The sequence below is a fragment of the Enterococcus sp. 6D12_DIV0197 genome (genome assembly GCF_002174385.1).
GTDB lineage: Bacteria > Bacillota > Bacilli > Lactobacillales > Enterococcaceae > Enterococcus_D > Enterococcus_D casseliflavus.
This window is the reverse complement of record NZ_NIBN01000001.1, coordinates 856141-873450: the sequence shown is the minus strand read 5'-3', so window position 1 is coordinate 873450 and position 17310 is coordinate 856141. Positions and strand designations below refer to the sequence as shown.

Here is a 17310-nt window from a genome sequence, read left to right as displayed (position 1 = left end):
GCATCTACGCTAGATTATAGCATAAAGAAAAAAATCAAGCATTAGATTGAGGCAAAAAAGATCGACTTTTTTCGCATCGTATAAAATAAATCACGGCTTTTCCAGCGATAATGAAAACAAATCGTGAAATTTACATCAACAAGTGACTTTTTTTCTGATTTTTCCGATTTTTTTCAAGAAACCGCTTGATTTCTCCCTATTGAAACTGTACTCTAGTAAAAAGCTTGAACAGGAGTAATGTCAAATGAAAGTAGCAAAATTCGGAGGCAGTTCCCTTGCCTCAGCCGAACAAGTCGAAAAAGTTGTTGCGATAATTGAAAGTGATCCTAAAAGACGGTTTGTTGTTGTTTCAGCGCCTGGTAAGCGTTCCAGCGACGATCAGAAAGTCACCGATCTGTTACTAGCTGTCTGTACCCGTCTGTGTGCCCAAGAAGAAATCACTGATTTAATAGAAGAAATCTATGCCCGCTATACAGCGATCGCCGCCCCCTTTGGTATCGAACAAGTCCATTTAGATCGCATCTGGCAATCATTGGCGGCTTTTCAAACACTGCCTACCCAAGACAATCCGCATCTTTATGATACAGTCTTGGCAAGCGGCGAAGACAACAACGCCAAATTGATCGCAGGGATTTTACAAAGCCGTGGGTTAGCTGCTCGCTACATGAATCCGCAAGAACTTGGGCTGCTGGTGACGGATGAACCTCAAAACGCCCGTATCTTGAACAAGTCGTACGCCAAGATCGCCCAATGGCGCGACAGTCCTGAAATCTTAGTGATTCCTGGCTTCTTTGGCTACACAGAAGCCGGCGAGATCTGTACCTTCTCTCGAGGAGGATCAGATATTTCTGGTGCCATCGTGGCGGCTGGTCTGCAAGTAGAATTGTACGAAAACTTTACCGATGTCGATGGGATTTTTTCTGCTCATCCAGGCTATGTTCATCATCCAGAGTCCATCAAAGAAGTGACCTACCGAGAAATGCGAGAGCTGTCTTATGCAGGCTTTACTGTGTTGCACGATGAGGCCTTGATGCCTTCATACCATGCGAAAATTCCCGTGGTGATCAAAAACACCAATAATCCAAGTCATCCTGGTACCTTGATCACCAACCAGAGAGACAATTTGGATCAGCCCGTGATCGGCGTTGCCAGTGACGAAGGCTTTTGTATGATCTATATCCGCAAATACTTGATGAACCGCGAAGTTGGGTTCACGTTACGGGTCTTAGAGATTTTCCGTGAATTTGATTTAAATTATGAACACATGCCTTCAGGAATCGATGATATCTCGATCATTATGCGCTCCAACCAGTTGAATCCAGTATTGGAAGAAGAACTGCTGCGCAAGATCGCCTACGAGATCGATCCCGATGAACTGCGAATGACCCACGATCTATCCATGGTCGTCGTCGTTGGTGAAGGAATGCGTCAGCGAGTCGGGATCACTGCCGACAGTACCGCTGCCCTTGCGCGGAAAAATATCAACTTAGAGATGATCAACCAAGGGTCCTCTGAGGTCAGCATCATGTTCGGTATCCACAAAGAACAAGAAAAAGCCGCTGTCAGAACCCTTTACTACACTTTCTTTGATTAAACCAAACGTGCCAGTTGCACCACTCCTTTTGCTGATAAGCAATCGGAACGGGCAACTGGCACGTTTGGTTTTTATTCTGACGATTCTCGGGCTTGTTTTTGTGCCAATTGGCGGTTGATTTCTGCCTTGATTCGCGGTTCAGGAGCAAACCGTTCTTCCCAATCACTCGGCTTCATGACTTTGTGGGTCTCAGGATCATAATGAGGCTGCCCATCTGGGAAAAGTTTTCCCATGTTGGCGTCATGAACGATAGCCAAGATCGGCGCTGGATCGACCCCTAACAGTGAAAACGAGCCATAGGTAAAATACAGCAGATCACAAAGCGCATCGACTTGTTCTACTAGAGAATCACTGACAGGCTGTTGCTTGGCAGCCAGCTTGGCTTGGGCTTGATCGATCGCTTGATGCAAATGCTCCAGACCTGCTTGAAAGGTCTCTTCGTCATTGTTGCTGGCAGCATAAAGGAACTCAACTAATTCTTCAATTTTAAAACCAGCACGAAACTGGGCTTTTTCCGCTGAAAAAGCTTGTGGATATGGCGGTCGCGTTGGATCAAAGGTTTTATGAAACTCTTCCGTCATTTCAAATGGACTCATTTTGCTCGCTTCTTTCTGCTTTTTCTCATGGTTTTGTTTTATGGTTCTGCGCTGTCTTCTACGTTGCTTCATAGATTGGCTACTTGCTTATTTTTTTCATTCCCTGGCTTGGGCATCCTCGGCAATAATGCCAAAATGGATCAAGGCTTTCTTGATGCCGTCATGATCGTTAGTATCCGTCACAAAGTCAGCACTGGCTTTAGTGATGGGCTGGGCATTGCCCATCGCAACCCCGATCCCCACGCCTTCTAACATTTCCACATCATTAAAATGATCCCCAAATGCCATCGCTTCTTCCATCGCGATCCCTTCATAGGCCAAAAACTCTTTGATGCCTTTGATTTTCGAACCGTTTTTCGGCACGATGTCAACAGAATAAGCATTGGATCGCTTAAAATCACATTGCGGCAGCTTGGACCGTAATTTTTCGCGCTCTGATTCAGGGCTCAGCATAATGCACTGATAGATGGGCTCTCGTAAAATATCCAACGATTCATAGCGTTTGGCGTTGCGATTGGGACTAAAGCGCTGCAAGACTTTCTTTAAAAAACCGACGGGAAATTTTTTCGGTACATAGCGTAAGTAGCGCTGCATGACGGGTGATTGGCTTAAGCGGATCGTTAAGCTGCCAGCCACTTGCGTTTCTCCGCCAAACATGACTTGGCGGTAATTTTCATCTGCGTATTCTACGATCGCTTCCAGCGTTTGTTTTGGAAAAGGTTTAGCATAAATCAAGTTTTCCTTCGTGTAGACATATTGGCCATTATAGGTGATAAACATGTCTAACGACAAGTAATCGATCACCTTCTCTAAATCAACCGGACCACGTCCGGTGGCAATGCCGCAGAGGACGCCATTGGCTTGGGCTTGTTTGATGGCTTCACGGGTACTGGCAAGCGCCTTGCCGTTGCTGGCAATCAGCGTGCCATCAATATCAAAAAAGATTGCTTTTATCATATGACTCCTCAAAATAATTTCAACTGATTAGGATTTAATGCTTCGTAATCGATCTGCAGCGCATCGATCAATGCGCGAGCATTGTCAGCGGCATCACGACCGGCATTATTATTGAAGACCACTGCGACTTCTTTGGCATTGGCTTCGATGGCTTGGACTGCGTGTTTTAACTCCCTTAGTTCGGCTTGGTCATAACGATACAAGGTCCGCAGATTTTTGGCATCTGGTCCCGTCGCTGTCCAGCCGCTGTCGTTGCGTCCATGAAAACGGCACAAGACAAACGCGGGATTGGTCACGGTTGGATCAAGGGGAATGGTAGTCGATAGCTTTTTCGGCTGATCAACAACTACTAAGGAAAACTGTTTTCGCTTCATATAATCGATCATTCCAGGATACAGTTTCGGCTGATACCAGCTGCTGTCTCTCAGCTCGATCGCCACTGGGTAGCCCGCAAACCATTCTCGCACTTGGTCTAAATAGGCGACATTTTCTTTCGTACATTTAAAGCTGTTGGGAAACTGCGCCAATAGGCAAAAGAGTTTGCCTGCTTCTACCATTGGCGCGATCGCTTCTTTATAAAGCTGCAGTGCTTCGGTCATGGTCAACTGATCTGGCAAATCCCCTTGGGTAGTCACACTTTGATGGACTTTCAACACAAAGCGGAAATTTTCGGGAATCTGGGTCAACCAGTTGCGCACGTCTTTTTCTTTTGGCAAAAAATGATAGGTGGTATCCAGCTCAACTAACGGAAAATAACGGGCATACTCAAATAATTTCGAGTTTTTTCTTTGCACGAGACTGCCATGTTCACTAAATGTGGTACAACCAATTCGAATCATTTTTTCCCATCGCTCCTTGTTTTCTTATTTTAATAGTATACAATAGTTTTGAGTTAAGAGTAAATAAATCATTGCAGGTGATGAAAAAATGAAACGAATTCTCGTGTTGCACACTGGCGGCACCATCGCCATGAAAGAAGACACCCTGACAGGCGGCGTCAGCCCTGATGTCAGCAATCCGCTGATGGATGCACCGATCCACATAGACGACGATGTTGAATTGATCGTCGAAGACATTTTTAATATTCCCAGTCCTCATATGACCCCAAAAGAAATGCTGCAGCTGAAAGAACGTATCCAGCTGGCGCATTTAAGCGGTGTCGATGGGGTCGTGATCACTCACGGAACCGATACGCTGGAAGAAACAGCCTTCTTTTTAGATACCACAATCGGCGGTCAGTTACCGATCGTGGTGACTGGCGCCATGCGCTCAAGTAATGAAATCGGCAGTGACGGGCTTTATAACTTTGAAAGTGCGATTCGGGTGGCGAAATCACCTGATGCCTTAGGAAAAGGCGTCTTAGTCGTCATGAACGATGAGATCCATTCCGCACGTTATGTTACGAAGACCCACACCACCAATATTGCGACGTTCCGCACCCCGACATTAGGTCCGATCGGCTTAGTCACAAAGCACCGTATCTTGTTCATGCAAGAGCTGTTAAATAACCGCCATTTGGATGTTGATCGTGTCGATGGTCTGTTTCCGATCGTCAAAGCCTATGCGGGAATGACTGGGGAATTGTTCGATGCTTTAGCCGACTCGCTGATCGATGGACTAGTGATCGAAGCTTTAGGCGCTGGCAATTTGCCGCCGCAAACCATAGAGCCTTTGAAAAAATTGATCGCTAGAAATATTCCAGTCGTCTTAGTTTCTCGCTGCTTCAACGGCGTTGCCGAGCCGGTCTATGACTACTTAGGTGGCGGGATCGAATTGCAAGCTCTTGGGGTGATTTTCTGCAATAGCATCAATAGCCAAAAAGCCCGCATCAAATTGCTGATAGCGAAAAACCGTGGGTTGACCATGGATGAACTGCCTGATTTCATGGAGAATTAACCAAACAAAAACCCTTTTGCCATTCCGCTAATGGAGGCAAAAGGGTTGTTTTATTTTTCTCGCCAAGTAAAGATGGCTTCGCAGTAAGTATCCTCACCGATCTTGATCTCGTGGATCGTTTGCAGCGGCACAGCCTCGCCGGCTTCATCGACTGTCTTTTCATTGATTTGAAAATGGCTTTCGATCAAATGGCCGTAAGCCACTTCCCGATCAAAACGGATCGTCACTTGTGTCACTTCATGTTTTGTTAAAAACTCATAGCCTAAGACGTCCATCAGCCAATTGAAATACATGGCATTGTTGACATGCTGATTGCTATCAATATCGTAGAAACGCACCCGATACGGCAAAAATTGTCCTTGCGTGATAGGGGTGATCTTCGGGTAGCGTTTGATTCGCTTGATTTTTTCACTGCCAAAAGGCGCCACGATCTCATCTGGTACACTGCTGACTTTGCGCGTCTCAGGGTCCATCAACGCAAAAACCGCCTCGATTTTGACCAGTTCCGTTCCATCTTCTGCCAATAACCAAAAGTAACGGTAGCAGAAAAATTTATTGTATTCTCTCGCCTGGGTCGCCACTTGAATCTGCTCCCCTACGCGCGGCAAACGAGTCACCGTTATGTGATAGCTGGTAATGATCCAGGTCAAGCCATAACTAGCGATGACTTCTGGTCCGCGGTTTAACGCCGCACTTTGTTCTTCTGATGTCTTGATGGCGATGCCTAGCATGGCTGGAAACGTCATCGTTTGGTTGACATCACATTCATAATACGCCACTTCATGCGTGGTTTGATACTTTGCTGCCATAGTTCTAATTGCCTCCTAAAAACGACTCAATATTTCATCGACACTTGGTCCATAGCTTTCGCCAAACTGATTCAAATGGACTAATAAATAATACAATTGATACACTGGCAGTCGCTCTTGCCAATCCTCATCTAATGGATAGACTTCTTGATAGCCTTCCAAAAATTCCTGACGAAAACCACCGAAGAGCTGGGACATCGCAATATCCATTTCTCGATCCCCATAAGCGACTGCTGGATCAAGAAACACTGGTTCTCCTTGCTGATCGAACAGCACATTCCCCCGCCAAAAATCACCGTGTAATAAAGCAGGTGTGACGCTGCGATCACGCCAATTTTCATGCAAAAATTCTTTCAAACGCAGATAAGCAGCTTCCCGTTTGGCATGCCAGCGGTTACCCAGCTTCGCTAGTTCGACTTGCACATCCAAACGGCAGACTGTGTAAAAATCAAGCCAATCGGTGGTTTTCGGATTGACTTGCGGCAAAAAGCCGATGTAATTGTCTTCGTAAAACCCAAAAGACTCCTGCGTCTGCTGATGAAGCCGAGCCAAGCTTTGACCTAAGCGTCGCTGCTGTCCTTCCCCACCATCGATCCATTCCATCAATAAAAATGCCCTCTCTTCGGTCTGACCGAGACGTTCGATTTTTGGCACCCGCACGAAAGGGGCTAATTCAGCTAAGCCGTTGATCTCTGCTTGAAAGAACACCGATGAAACATGAGGATGGGTCTTTAAAAAATAGCGATTTTCTGCTGTAGTGAAACGATACGTTTGATTGACATCCCCACCACTGATGGGCGTCAGCGAGCCGGTCATCCCGATTGCTGCGAACAATGCTTCCTCCATACGGATCTCCCTTTCTTTACTCAGTCAGTTGGGCATTCAAATACGCTTGCTCTTCTTTCGTCAGCCCTAGTCCCTGCAGGAGATACTGATCAACCGAACCGAAGTGCTGATCGATCGCAGCCAAGCTTTCATCAAGAAAACTCTCTTTGGCACTCATCAAAACCGTGATCGCCGTTAACAGTTCTTGCGGCAAATGCTGGGTCATTGGGGCAAATTTTTCTTTTAGCATTGGCGCTAAATAGCGATTGGTTGCTAAATAATCTTCTTTGATCGTCGTTGGTGCCACCGCCAACACATGCAGCAATAAAAAGGCGCCAAAGCCTGTGCGATCTTTGCCAGCGGTACAGTGGAACAAGGTTGCACCTTCGCCTTCCGCATTGGCGATCACATGATCAAAAAACTGCCGATATTGTTGGCGGGCATAGTCGCTTTCAACAAAGTGACGGTAGACTTTTTTCATCTGCTCTTCGGCATCTTCCCCATCTTCCAAGCGCTGCTTCAAGCTTTCTGGCGACAAGGAAACCATCGTTTCGTCTTCTTTAAAAATAGGTAAAAAAAGCTGCTTTGCTGTGGCGATTGGTCGATCAGGCTGTGCATTGGCTTCAGCGATAGAGCGAAAATCAATGACCTGATTGACCCCATAGTTTGCCAGTACTGCTTGATCTGAAGCAGTCAATTCATTGATCGCCGCACTGCGGATCAATTTTTTTCGTTTGATCGTCGTGCCGTTTGTCGTTTGATAGCCGCCAAGTTCTCTGACGTTTGCTGCTCGTTCTAGTTGAATCAATTGTGTCATTGCTTATCCCTCCCGCGATGTTCTAGTTAAAAGTATAGCAGAAACTTCGCTATTAAGGGCACTGAAACCTAGATTTTTCTATGAGCTGAGCTTTAACGGACAAAAAAAAGAAAGACCACACGCAGTCTTTCTTTGCTTTCGCTTGTTACAAAATGTTTCTATTCGGCTTCGATCACGGCGGCAGAATCATCTAAGATCGAACGATCCAGTTCGTTGATACGACTGCTGGTCACCATTCCCGCAACCATACTGTCGCTGACATTAACGAGTGTCCGTGCCATATCGATCAATGGTTCAACAGAAATAACTAAGCCTACGATGGCGATCGGCAAGTTCATTGAGCCTAAGACGATCAATGAAGCAAAGGTTGCCCCACCGCCGACACCAGCAACGCCGAAAGAGCTGATCGTAACTACTGCAACTAGCAGCAGGATAAACTGCCAATCAAAGACATTGATCCCAACCGTTGGTGCAACGATCGTTGCCAACATCGCTGGATATACACCCGCACAGCCGTTTTGACCAATCGATAACCCAAAGCTGCCTGCAAAGTTAGCCGTGGCTTCATCAACACCTAACGCTTTGGTTTGGGTTTCGATGTTCAATGGCAAGGCACCCGCACTTGAACGAGAAGTAAAGGCAAAGCTCAAGACTGGAAAGGCCTTTTTGAAATACGTTACTGGATTGACCCGAACAGCGATCAGCAATAATGAATGAACAAGTAAGACCAAAATCAAAGCCGCATAAGAGGCGATGATAAATTTGCCTAAGTTCAAGATGGCTTCAAAATCACTTGAAGCTAATACATTAGTCATCAATGCCAAAACGCCATAAGGTGTCAGGCGCAAAACTAACGTGACGATACGCATCACGATTTTATATAAGCTGTCCATCAAATTCGCAAAAGTTTCCGCTTCTTTCGGTGATTTACGTTTGACACCAAGAAAGGCGATCCCAACAAAGGCTGAGAAAATCACGACCCCGATCGTACTTGTCGAACGAGTACCCGCAAAGTCGGCGAAGACATTGCTTGGGATGAAGGAAACGATTTGTTGTGGGATCGATAGATCTTGGACTTGTGTCGAACGTTCCGCTAATTCTGCGATCCGCGCTGTTTCCGTTGCCCCTTCGGTAAAGCTGGCACCGTCAAGACCAAAGACCATGACCATCACAATTCCGATCAAGGCAGCGATCGCCGTTGTCCCTAGCAAAGTCGCAAGAACCGTAAAACTGATCTTCTTGATTTTTTCGCTTTCTTTCATCTTGGTGAAAGCACCAACGATCGAAACGAAGATCAAGGGCATGATCAGCATTTGCAAGAGAGCTACATAGCCGCTACCGACCATCGTGATCCAGTCAAGAGCTTGCGTGACAACGTCAGAGCCTGTCCCAAAAATCAGCTGCAGCACGCCACCAAAAACGATCCCGACGAACAACGCCGCAAAGACCCGCGTAGAAAACTTCACGTGACGTTTTTGCAATAAGTAGAACCCATAAATAAGGGCAGCAAAAAGTAGAACAACAATAATAGTTAACAGATTTGTCATTTGAATCCTCCTTTTGTTCAATAAACATGACAAAGTCTGTCAGAGGAAGTAAAGGTTCCCAGTGACCATTCTTCAACAGTTCACTCTAATGAGACGTGTGGCATCATTAGTGACTATTCTATTTTAAAGAAGTTTGCTTTATCTTACAATAAATAAGTTCCCACTTTTCTGGGATGGTACCGCTTTTTTGTTAGAAAATAAAAAAAGAACCGTTGCCGCAACCCCACACTGTTAGGATTTCTACTTTCCTAACGGTTGGATTGCGGCAACTGGTTCGTTATTTTTCCATTTAATCTTTTTGAAAAATTTCAGAGAATATTCAGGCAATCATTAGAAATTGCTGTCTTATGCTAAAGCACCCATTGGGTCCCAAGGTGCTAAGACTGTTGGTTCTGCTTCAAAGGCAGCCAATTGTTCTGCTGTCAGGAACTCTTTGCGAACCACGATTTGATAGGTGTATTCATCCATCCACGCATCGCTCATAACGAAGAAGCCATTCGTTCCGACTTTTTCACCCCAGCTGTTTTCGACTTTCCATTTGGTTGATTCGCCGTCGATCAAGTCAACGCCAGTCAAGACCATCGCGTGGGTCATTAAGCTTTCGCCAAAATCTAAGCGTTCTGCTTTGGTCATCGTAAAGTCGATGTCAAATAGGTCGTTGATATCATACGCATCTAATGCCATGATCCCAGTATCTCTGGTAGAAGATTGACCGACATCACAACCGAACCACACGGACTCCCCTTGTTCCAATTGAGCGATCGCTAATTTTTTGAAGGTCGGCATATCGACGTTCAAGTATTTGACTTCTTTGCCGCCAACCACGTTGCCTAGCATTTCTACGGTATACGATTGATTGTAAGGCTTGTCGGCAGTTGGTGCGTTGATGATGCTGACATAATCGTCAAGGTCCACCCCGACATATTTTTCATAAAAGCTTTGCGGTGTTAAGTTGCGATCAATGTGATAGTTTTTGTCTTCATCACGGTATTCAAAATCAAAGGTTTCTGGCGGTGTGCCTAAAGAAGTCGCTAAGAAACGATAAATGTCTTCCAACATCGCTTCTTTGGCTGTTTGGATGTCTTCAGCTGTTTTGCCTTCAGCCACTAGCTGACGCAAAGCAACCGCATCTTTACGCAGTTTTTTGTTCAAGTAATTGTTTAGGTCACGAGAATTGGAAGAGTTGCTGCTTTCTGGCATGACCGTTTTTGGCACGACACCATATTTTTGGAAAATCGAAACGATCATGTCCCATTGCCCACCATCTTGTTGTGGTGTTTGCAATAAGAAAGCAACTTTGCGACTTGTTAAAGGCTCGTTAGCAGTTGCTAAAATATTTTCATAGAAATAGTTGGCTTTTTCGTATTTGTCCCAAAAGAAGGTATGGTTTTGCGACAATTCAAATTCTTTTAAATTGAAATCATTCAGCATCTTATGACGGAATGTATTCAATGCGGCAAACATCCAGCAGCGGCCTGATTGTTTTTGGTTTGAGACTTTCCCGGTTGTCACATCAACTGAAAAAACTGGCACATTGTTGACTTTTGCTGACACGTTTTCCGCAGAAGCGGTGATCCCATTTTTCACAACACTCCGTTGCAGTGCCGTTTGTTTATTATTGTCTTGATACGCTTGCGCAAAGGCAGCGGTGGTCTTTTTTGAAATTTCTGACATATTTCTTCATCCTTTCACTTTCCGTTCCTTCCATTTTACGCCTCTGCCTCTCAAATAACAACCGCTCCTAGAAAAATGAAAGGATCATCTTTCTAAGAGCGGTTGCTCGTATCAAGGATTTAAAGAGTTAGCATCAAAAGCAAAAAGCCAAGTAAAACAAAGGATAGTCCTCGTTCAAATCGTGCATAAAGGAAGCGGATCGGACGACTAGCTAGCAAGATCGTCAGTAAAACACTGGCTAACACCAACGTCACAAAACCTAATACCGACAGGTTCAAGTCGGTGATCGCTAATGCCCGCAAGCCCTTGATGAAGATCCCCTGTAAAAGATAGACCAGCAGGGTGTTTTTGCCCCACTTCGTAAAAAAGAGGTGCTCTCTAGGCACGAGGCTCAGAAAGCCGATGATCCCCATCAGCCCGATCACGAAAAAGACCGCACGCAAGGGACCGCCGAACAACGGATAGCTCAAGTAATCGTCATAAGGCTTGGAACCAAAAACCATGTACTTGTTCATCCCATGAAAAAACGCGATAAAGGTGTAGATGATCGGTAAGAAAAGCAAACTGATGGTCCGAATCTTTGGTTTCAATAAAAAGCGCATCTCATTTTTGGGAAAATAAAACCCGATGATGAAAAACGGCAAAAAGACAAAGGTTCGCTGCAAGGTCAACACTTGATTTAAAAATGGCACGTAGCCAGCGAAGATACTCAAGCCGATACTCAGCAAGATCGCCTGCTTTTTGGACATTTTTTGAAAGACCAGCAAGGAGAGCTGCCAAAAGAACATGCTAAGCAAAAACCAAAGTGCCCATTGCGGATTCAACAGTTGGATTTTTAACGACTCCCGTAGACCGATCAACCAGTAATAGACGGTGTAAAACACCTGAAAGAAGACATAAGGCAGCAAGAACTTTTTCATCAGCTCACGAAGCTTGTGTCCCTTCGTCAACGGTTTGGCAAAGTACCCAGCCAGAAAAACAAAAGCTGGCATATGGAAAGTGAAGATAAAATAATATAGGTCATGATAAAACTTCTGATCGCCGATAAAAGGCTGTAGTAAGTGACTGAAGACGACCAAGATCATCAGTAAAAATTTTGCATTATCAAAGTAAGCCGTTCTTTGCGATTGGCTCATAAAAAGTTCCTCCTCTAAGTTGTATCTGTCAAAGGATACCTGATCCATGAAACAGAACTGTAACAAGCTATTTACTTTTTTCTAACGATTCTTGTTCATTTGATTACCAGTTGCTATTTTGTATACTTTGTATTAATATATATAATACAAAGGAGCTGTCTTCGATGATATTTGATATTCAAACCCAAAGCAACCAACCGATCTACCAGCAGTTGCGGGAACAGATCATTGTCGGTATCGCAAAAGGCGATTTATCCGCTGGCGAATTGCTACCATCCGTCCGTCAATTAGCCGAAGAGATCGGCATCAATACCATGACGATCTCAAAAGCCTACAATTCCCTCAAAGAAGAAGGCTTGTTGGTCACGGATCGCCGTAAAGGAACCGCCGTTGCCGCGCCACCACCGTTTACTTCTGGACAAGAAGCGGAGTATCGCCATAACTTGCAGCTGCAGCTAGCAACCGCTCTCTTACACGGCAAAAGCAAGCAAGCGCTTTTAACGGATGTTCAACAACTGCTGGACCAATTTCCTGAAAGGAATGAATGCAAATGACCTATCTTTTTTTCATTATTGCTCTTGTCCTCTGTGGGACGACCGCATTTGGTTTACGCTTGATCAGTAAACCCCACAAAAATGTTTTACTCGAAAATACCCTTGCCCCTGAGCATCTGGATGATCCTAGCGTCCACAGCTTGATCACAGAATTTCGCAAGCGTATCTTACAAATCGTTGGTACATTTAGTGTAGCAAGTCTCCTTTTTTTGTTCAATTTATCTGACTCCATCATCCTTACCCTGTTCTGGCTTTATATGGCCGCTTTGCTGGGGACAGCTTACCTGGTGCAAGTGCATTACATCGGGAAAATGCGGCAATTGATCCTTACCAATGGATGGGAACTACCCATCGATCCGATTCGGATCGATACCAAACTCGTTCAAGCCAAAAATAAACGGATGCTGCCGTGGTATAGCCTCGTTCCTGCGGGGATTTTGTTGATGATCAGTTTGTACCAAGCATGGCAGTTGCCTGATCTTTCTACAGGATACTTGATGGGCGGCGTCTCCTTAGCAACTTTTGCGCTGTTCGTCTATCTCTGGGTGATCATCAGCCGCTTACCCGTTCGCGGGATCAGCGGTGATTCAGCTATCGACCAGCACATCAATGATTTAACAAAGCGCTATTGGTCCTTATTGATCGCTGTCACTTGTACCATTACGCTGCTCTTGTTGACTGTCCCGCTGGCATCCATGTCCGCTACTGGAGCATTCAGTACTATCCTCTTAGTGCTCTTTGTTGTTTTGGTTGTTTTCTTGATCGTCTTTACCTTCTTCTTGTTGCTAGATCTGCGTAAAAAACAAGATCAGCTCTTAGAACCAGCAGGACAACCGCGCTATTATGGTGAAGATGCTTACTGGCGATATGGTTTTTACATCAATCCTAATGATGCGCGACTGTTCGTTCCTGACCGTGTCGGGATGAATATCGGCATCAATCTAGGCAAACGTAGCGGACAAATCGTCTCAGGTATCACCGCTGTCTTCTTACTTGTATTAATGGTCGGTACCATCATTCCGATGTATCGCTTAGATTTCGCTCCTGATGCGATTACCGGTGAAGTGCAAGGACAAGAAGTCACCTTCGATGCACCAATGACTGGGAAAACAACGGTCTCTTTGGCAGATATAGAGACGGTGGAATTGATCGAAGCTTTGCCATCGCCTCGTGTTCGTACCATGGGTGTAGGAACCGCCAGTTACCAAATCGGTAAATTTACCGTTGCTGGTGATCCTGCCAGAATGTTCGTGGACATAAACTCGACACCTATTTTAAAAGTCACCACCAAAGATGGGCCAACCGTTTTTTACACAAATAAAAAAGCCGCCGAAACGACGGATTTATACGAAGAACTAGTCCAGAAGATTTCCTCAGCGGAGTGAGTGTTCTGGAGAAAAAACTGGAGAACCCATTATCCCCAGGCTATCCACAACCAAAAAAACGACCTTCCGAAACGAAGGTCGTTTTTGATACTCCGGCAGTAGGACTCGAACCTACGACATCATGATTAACAGTCATGCGCTACTACCAACTGAGCTATGCCGGAAGAATCTATCTGTACTATACCAAATAGTCAGATAATTTAGCAAGAGCAAAAATCAATTTTTTGTTCCTTTTTTTCAAGAAAATCCCCTTTTAGAAACTTCCCTTCCCGCAAAGTGTTTTTCTCAAGAAATATCCGAAAATCTCATTGACAAAGCAGCGCCTTTACGGTATTCTATATCTTGTGTTAAATAACACGCCGCTTTAGCTCAGTTGGTAGAGCGCATCCATGGTAAGGATGAGGTCGACGGTTCAAGCCCGTCAAGTGGCTTTGGTAGGACAACGTTTGTCGGACGTTGTCTTTTTTTTGTGCATCTAATTCCCAAAATATAGCGATAATTTCTGAACTTAATCATTCGTACGCCCTTAATTCCCTGCGATATACAAAAGAAATAAGAGCGTAAAACCCAATAGTAGGACAGATACAACTGCTTTCACTATCCTCGCTGCATCTTTAAATTTAAACAAGAGCGTATAAAGATTAATAAAGTAAATGATCGCCAGGACTGCTTCTTGCGAATATTCTTTCACTTGGATCAAACCTAGCCATATAATCAGCAAAAGAATCGAAAAAACAACCAAATAGTTTTCTGCAACACGCTTCATTTCATTCTCCTTTTCAATGATAGACATTTGCAACCAGCTGAATCGTGGAACTCAGTAAATTATCAGCCCCTCTCTCCAATACTTTTCCTACAGCCTTTGCTTATTAAAAGTGTAACAAACTATCTCTTCTAATAGTCATTTTCATTAATTTAAATAAATATCTTTTTATAAAACGAACAAAACGGATTTTTCAATCGGTGCTCACAGCTCCATTTTAGACACATCTTTTTTACAACAAAAAACTCGCTCTCCTAAAGCTAAGAGAGCGAGTTTTTCAACTGCAGTGAATTTTTTAAAAGGATACGCTTTATGCTGACTTAAAAAATAACATACTGTTTCCGTTTGATTCAACTTCTTACTTCACGACCAACACCGTACATTTCGAATGATTGACGACATAATCGGTGGTTGAGCCTACGACAGCTCGGGTCAATGTACCTTTACCAGTTGCACCGATAATGATCAAATCAATCGGGTACAATTCTGTTGCTGCATGAATGATAAAGCGTTTTGGATCGCCGACTTCAACGATCACCTCAACATCTTCTACCCCATGCTGATTGGCATCATAGATTTTTTTCAACATGTCCGTTTCCACACGCAATTTTTCTTGGTCGAAAATTTTCGCAAAAGCATAGGCACTTGTGGATAACTCAGCATTGTTGATAACAGAGAGGACATACAATTTGGCTTTGTTCATACGACAAATCGCGAGTGCTTCTTGGAACGCTTTTTCTGACTGATCCGACCCATCCAAGGCAACAAGTACATTTTGACAATTACGTAACATCCAAATCGCCTCCTTTTCTTTATTTTACCACAAAAAATGGAAGCGTTACAAAAAAGGGCAAGGTCTACTCTTAAGAGACCTAAAACTTCCTTTAAGATTTGTGAAGTTCCTTACTTGTCTCTGTGATTATGCAGTAAAATAAAGAGAAGAATGATTCGAGGTGAAAGAAATGCGCTCTTTTTTCCAGGCTGCGGTCACTGTGCTCTTGTACTTAGGGCTTTTCTTGCTGATAATCGGTATTATCGCCTTTTTCTTGCTAAAACTTTAAGCTTGGTTTGTTGAAAAGCAAGTTGCTGTCACATCCCTAAGAGGAGTGATACACTTGGTTTATCAACAATTATCGAAACGAAACAGTTTGCTGCTCACTCGTTTCAAAAAGGAGATCATGCAAAATGGACTTACATATTACCCCTACTGCCGCTGCTCGCTTTCCAAAAGGACACGACTTATATATTCTGACGAGTAATGACGGATCGAACCAATTTTCTTCAGCAGCTGGATGCTGTATGATCGGTGAACGTTTTTTGATCACACCGATCGACGAACTGTTAGACCCATACAATGAGTTAGTCTCAAGCAATCAGTTTACTTTCTTTACATCAACCTATGATCAAATGTTCTTGACTGGTCATCTGATTCTAGATGTTCACCCAACTTCAGGAACCTTGATTTTGAAAAACGAAAGCGGCTATCTGGATACCAATCTTTTATTGGAATCCTCTCCACAGTTGAAACAAACGAATGCGTAACTAAAGAGCTGACAAACGCCTTGTAAGGTGCTTATCAGCTCTTTTTCTCTATAATGAATCTGGAATCAACGCTAAGAGTTCTTGTGTCTCAGCGGCTAAAGCGATCGCACCAGCATCAAGCAATTCTTCTTTTGACCCAAAACCATATAAAACGCCGATTGCCGGTAACTGGTTTTCTTTTGCCCCTAAAATATCATGCTCGCGGTCGCCGATCATGATGGGTTGCTGCGCTTTTTGCTCCTTTTCGATCTCAGTTAACGCGTAGCGGATAACGGCCGCTTTTTCCCCACGTTTATTCTCGAGATCCGCCCCATAGATTCCTTTGAAATAGCCATCATACTTGAGATGGGTCAAGATCTCTTTTGCAAAAACTTCTGGTTTCGACGTAGCGATATACAAATCGTGATCCTGCGCCAGCTCCTGCAATGTTTCTTCGATCAACGGATATGGTTGGACTTGAAACATGCCCGCTTGACGATAATTTTCCCGGTAGAAGGCAACGGCTTGCTGGGCAGCAGCTTCATCGAAGCCCAAGCCACGGAAGGATTCAATCAAAGGCGGCCCCACAAAGCTCCGCAGTACGTCTTGCGCTAATTGCTCTTTTCCCATTTTTTCCATCGCATATTGAATCGATCCATAGATTCCTTCACTCGAATCAATGATCGTTCCATCTAAATCAAAAAGTACTTTCTTTCTCACGCCATCGTCTCCTTTTCTAATAGTATAGAAAAAAACAGCAGGACAAGCAACACTTCTTCCTTTTCGTTCTGATCTCATCTAAATAAAAAAGACGCTGCCCCATCAAAGGCAACGTCTTTGTTTTTGTCATTTTATGTAAAAAAAAAGATAGCAGATGCTATCAAGCAACTCCGGCAGTAGGACTCGAACCTACGACATCATGATTAACAGTCATGCGCTACTACCAACTGAGCTATGCCGGAAAAATTGAAATGCGTGGCGACGTCCTACTCTCACAAAGGGAAACCCTTCACTACAATCGGCGCTAAGAAGCTTAACTTCTGTGTTCGGCATGGTTACAGGTGTATCCTTCTTGCTATCGCCACCACACTATTCAATTGAGTAAGTTTTGCTCACTCAAAACTGGATCGAAGAAATCAAAACTCTACGAGTTTACGTGCTTTTTTCTTTTTGGTTAAGTCCTCGATCGATTAGTATCAGTCCGCTCCAACCATCACTGGCCTTCCACTTCTGACC

At 44.3% G+C, this 17310-nt stretch carries 17 protein-coding genes, 3 tRNA genes and 1 rRNA gene; 6 read left to right on the top strand and 15 right to left on the bottom strand.

What is annotated here, in order from left to right; translation table 11 throughout:
* The first annotated feature begins 244 nt into the window (after positions 1 to 244).
* Complete coding sequence (locus tag A5867_RS04220; protein WP_005237529.1) at positions 245 to 1594, top strand: aspartate kinase; 1350 nt, start codon at positions 245 to 247, stop codon at positions 1592 to 1594.
* Positions 1595 to 1665: 71 nt separating this feature from the next.
* On the opposite strand, the gene A5867_RS04215 is transcribed toward A5867_RS04220, so the two are convergent.
* The 3 genes from A5867_RS04215 to A5867_RS04205 all read right to left on the bottom strand — a co-directional run bounded on the left by A5867_RS04215 (position 1666) and on the right by A5867_RS04205 (position 3986).
* The gene (locus A5867_RS04215) at positions 1666 to 2190 is read right to left on the bottom strand and encodes an HAD family hydrolase (RefSeq protein ID WP_087626941.1); all 525 of its coding nucleotides are present in this window, start codon (positions 2188 to 2190) and stop codon (positions 1666 to 1668) included.
* Positions 2191 to 2286: 96 nt separating this feature from the next.
* Positions 2287 to 3147, bottom strand: coding sequence for a Cof-type HAD-IIB family hydrolase (locus tag A5867_RS04210; RefSeq protein ID WP_005225142.1), 861 nt, complete (start codon positions 3145 to 3147; stop codon positions 2287 to 2289).
* Positions 3148 to 3155: 8 nt separating this feature from the next.
* Positions 3156 to 3986 carry a DUF72 domain-containing protein gene (locus tag A5867_RS04205; RefSeq protein WP_087626940.1) on the bottom strand — a complete coding sequence of 277 codons (831 nt, stop codon included), beginning with the start codon at positions 3984 to 3986 and terminating at the stop codon, positions 3156 to 3158.
* Positions 3987 to 4074: 88 nt separating this feature from the next.
* Here A5867_RS04205 and A5867_RS04200 point away from each other — a divergent pair, with 88 nt between their 5' ends.
* Positions 4075 to 5043 carry an asparaginase gene (locus A5867_RS04200; RefSeq protein WP_005225140.1) on the top strand — a complete coding sequence of 323 codons (969 nt, stop codon included), beginning with the start codon at positions 4075 to 4077 and terminating at the stop codon, positions 5041 to 5043.
* A 50-nt stretch (positions 5044 to 5093) separates the two neighbouring features.
* On the opposite strand, the gene A5867_RS04195 is transcribed toward A5867_RS04200, so the two are convergent.
* From A5867_RS04195 to A5867_RS04170, 6 genes are all read right to left on the bottom strand, one after another.
* Positions 5094 to 5852 (bottom strand): acyl-ACP thioesterase domain-containing protein, encoded by a 759-nt coding sequence (locus A5867_RS04195; protein ID WP_015509041.1) that lies wholly within the window; start codon positions 5850 to 5852, stop codon positions 5094 to 5096.
* Positions 5853 to 5867: 15 nt separating this feature from the next.
* Positions 5868 to 6698 (bottom strand): fructosamine kinase family protein, encoded by an 831-nt coding sequence (locus A5867_RS04190; RefSeq protein ID WP_074934642.1) that lies wholly within the window; start codon positions 6696 to 6698, stop codon positions 5868 to 5870.
* A gap of 16 nt (positions 6699 to 6714) precedes the next feature.
* Positions 6715 to 7494, bottom strand: a complete 780-nt coding sequence (locus A5867_RS04185) for a tyrosine-protein phosphatase (RefSeq protein ID WP_074934643.1) — start codon at positions 7492 to 7494, stop codon at positions 6715 to 6717.
* Between the two features lie 158 nt (positions 7495 to 7652).
* Entirely contained in the window at positions 7653 to 9041 is a 1389-nt protein-coding gene (locus tag A5867_RS04180; protein WP_010747447.1) for an L-cystine transporter, read from the bottom strand.
* Between the two features lie 345 nt (positions 9042 to 9386).
* Positions 9387 to 10715: a C1 family peptidase gene (locus A5867_RS04175; RefSeq protein ID WP_005225135.1), complete on the bottom strand. Its 1329-nt coding sequence runs from the start codon at positions 10713 to 10715 to the stop codon at positions 9387 to 9389.
* A gap of 119 nt (positions 10716 to 10834) precedes the next feature.
* Positions 10835 to 11851, bottom strand: coding sequence for an acyltransferase family protein (locus A5867_RS04170; protein ID WP_086339168.1), 1017 nt, complete (start codon positions 11849 to 11851; stop codon positions 10835 to 10837).
* Positions 11852 to 12015: 164 nt separating this feature from the next.
* On the opposite strand from A5867_RS04170, the gene A5867_RS04165 reads away from it, so the two are divergent.
* Complete coding sequence (locus A5867_RS04165; RefSeq protein ID WP_087626939.1) at positions 12016 to 12405, top strand: GntR family transcriptional regulator; 390 nt, start codon at positions 12016 to 12018, stop codon at positions 12403 to 12405.
* Positions 12402 to 13790, top strand: a complete 1389-nt coding sequence (locus tag A5867_RS04160) for a hypothetical protein (protein WP_170927491.1) — start codon at positions 12402 to 12404, stop codon at positions 13788 to 13790. Before A5867_RS04165 ends, A5867_RS04160 begins: the two co-directional genes overlap by 4 nt.
* A gap of 90 nt (positions 13791 to 13880) precedes the next feature.
* Here A5867_RS04160 and A5867_RS04155 read toward each other — a convergent pair.
* Positions 13881 to 13954: transfer RNA gene (locus A5867_RS04155), tRNA-Asn, on the bottom strand.
* 194 nt (positions 13955 to 14148) lie between these two features.
* On the opposite strand from A5867_RS04155, the gene A5867_RS04150 reads away from it, so the two are divergent.
* Positions 14149 to 14221: transfer RNA gene (locus A5867_RS04150), tRNA-Thr, on the top strand.
* Positions 14222 to 14316: 95 nt separating this feature from the next.
* Here A5867_RS04150 and A5867_RS04145 read toward each other — a convergent pair.
* Positions 14317 to 14556: a hypothetical protein gene (locus A5867_RS04145; protein ID WP_087626937.1), complete on the bottom strand. Its 240-nt coding sequence runs from the start codon at positions 14554 to 14556 to the stop codon at positions 14317 to 14319.
* Positions 14557 to 14911: 355 nt separating this feature from the next.
* On the bottom strand, positions 14912 to 15346 hold the full coding sequence (locus tag A5867_RS04140; protein ID WP_005225130.1) for a universal stress protein: 435 nt from the start codon (positions 15344 to 15346) through the stop codon (positions 14912 to 14914).
* Positions 15347 to 15738: 392 nt separating this feature from the next.
* Between A5867_RS04140 and A5867_RS04135 the strand changes: the two genes are divergently transcribed.
* Complete coding sequence (locus tag A5867_RS04135) at positions 15739 to 16095, top strand: iron-sulfur cluster biosynthesis family protein (protein ID WP_087626936.1); 357 nt, start codon at positions 15739 to 15741, stop codon at positions 16093 to 16095.
* Positions 16096 to 16143: 48 nt separating this feature from the next.
* Here A5867_RS04135 and A5867_RS04130 read toward each other — a convergent pair whose 3' ends face one another.
* From A5867_RS04130 to rrf, 3 genes are all read right to left on the bottom strand, one after another.
* Positions 16144 to 16794: an HAD hydrolase-like protein gene (locus A5867_RS04130; RefSeq protein ID WP_087626935.1), complete on the bottom strand. Its 651-nt coding sequence runs from the start codon at positions 16792 to 16794 to the stop codon at positions 16144 to 16146.
* Between the two features lie 168 nt (positions 16795 to 16962).
* A tRNA-Asn gene (locus A5867_RS04125) sits at positions 16963 to 17036 on the bottom strand.
* 11 nt (positions 17037 to 17047) lie between these two features.
* Positions 17048 to 17163, bottom strand: a 5S ribosomal RNA gene (gene rrf, locus A5867_RS04120).
* Positions 17164 to 17310: the final 147 nt, after the last annotated feature.

Excerpts from the sequence above, each read along its gene's own strand:
- A5867_RS04190 (WP_074934642.1), bottom strand. The coding sequence starts at position 6,698 with ATGGAGGAAGCATTGTTCGCAGCAATCGGGATGACCGGCTCGCTGACG.
- A5867_RS04165 (WP_087626939.1), top strand. The coding sequence starts at position 12,016 with ATGATATTTGATATTCAAACCCAAAGCAACCAACCGATCTACCAGCAG.
- A5867_RS04140 (WP_005225130.1), bottom strand. The coding sequence starts at position 15,346 with ATGTTACGTAATTGTCAAAATGTACTTGTTGCCTTGGATGGGTCGGAT.
- A5867_RS04195 (WP_015509041.1), bottom strand. The coding sequence starts at position 5,852 with ATGGCAGCAAAGTATCAAACCACGCATGAAGTGGCGTATTATGAATGT.
- A5867_RS04175 (WP_005225135.1), bottom strand. The coding sequence starts at position 10,715 with ATGTCAGAAATTTCAAAAAAGACCACCGCTGCCTTTGCGCAAGCGTAT.
- A5867_RS04180 (WP_010747447.1), bottom strand. The coding sequence starts at position 9,041 with ATGACAAATCTGTTAACTATTATTGTTGTTCTACTTTTTGCTGCCCTT.
- A5867_RS04215 (WP_087626941.1), bottom strand. The coding sequence starts at position 2,190 with ATGAGTCCATTTGAAATGACGGAAGAGTTTCATAAAACCTTTGATCCA.
- A5867_RS04145 (WP_087626937.1), bottom strand. The coding sequence starts at position 14,556 with ATGAAGCGTGTTGCAGAAAACTATTTGGTTGTTTTTTCGATTCTTTTG.
- A5867_RS04135 (WP_087626936.1), top strand. The coding sequence starts at position 15,739 with ATGGACTTACATATTACCCCTACTGCCGCTGCTCGCTTTCCAAAAGGA.
- A5867_RS04200 (WP_005225140.1), top strand. The coding sequence starts at position 4,075 with ATGAAACGAATTCTCGTGTTGCACACTGGCGGCACCATCGCCATGAAA.
- A5867_RS04220 (WP_005237529.1), top strand. The coding sequence starts at position 245 with ATGAAAGTAGCAAAATTCGGAGGCAGTTCCCTTGCCTCAGCCGAACAA.
- A5867_RS04210 (WP_005225142.1), bottom strand. The coding sequence starts at position 3,147 with ATGATAAAAGCAATCTTTTTTGATATTGATGGCACGCTGATTGCCAGC.
- A5867_RS04185 (WP_074934643.1), bottom strand. The coding sequence starts at position 7,494 with ATGACACAATTGATTCAACTAGAACGAGCAGCAAACGTCAGAGAACTT.
- A5867_RS04205 (WP_087626940.1), bottom strand. The coding sequence starts at position 3,986 with ATGATTCGAATTGGTTGTACCACATTTAGTGAACATGGCAGTCTCGTG.
- A5867_RS04160 (WP_170927491.1), top strand. The coding sequence starts at position 12,402 with ATGACCTATCTTTTTTTCATTATTGCTCTTGTCCTCTGTGGGACGACC.
- A5867_RS04170 (WP_086339168.1), bottom strand. The coding sequence starts at position 11,851 with ATGAGCCAATCGCAAAGAACGGCTTACTTTGATAATGCAAAATTTTTA.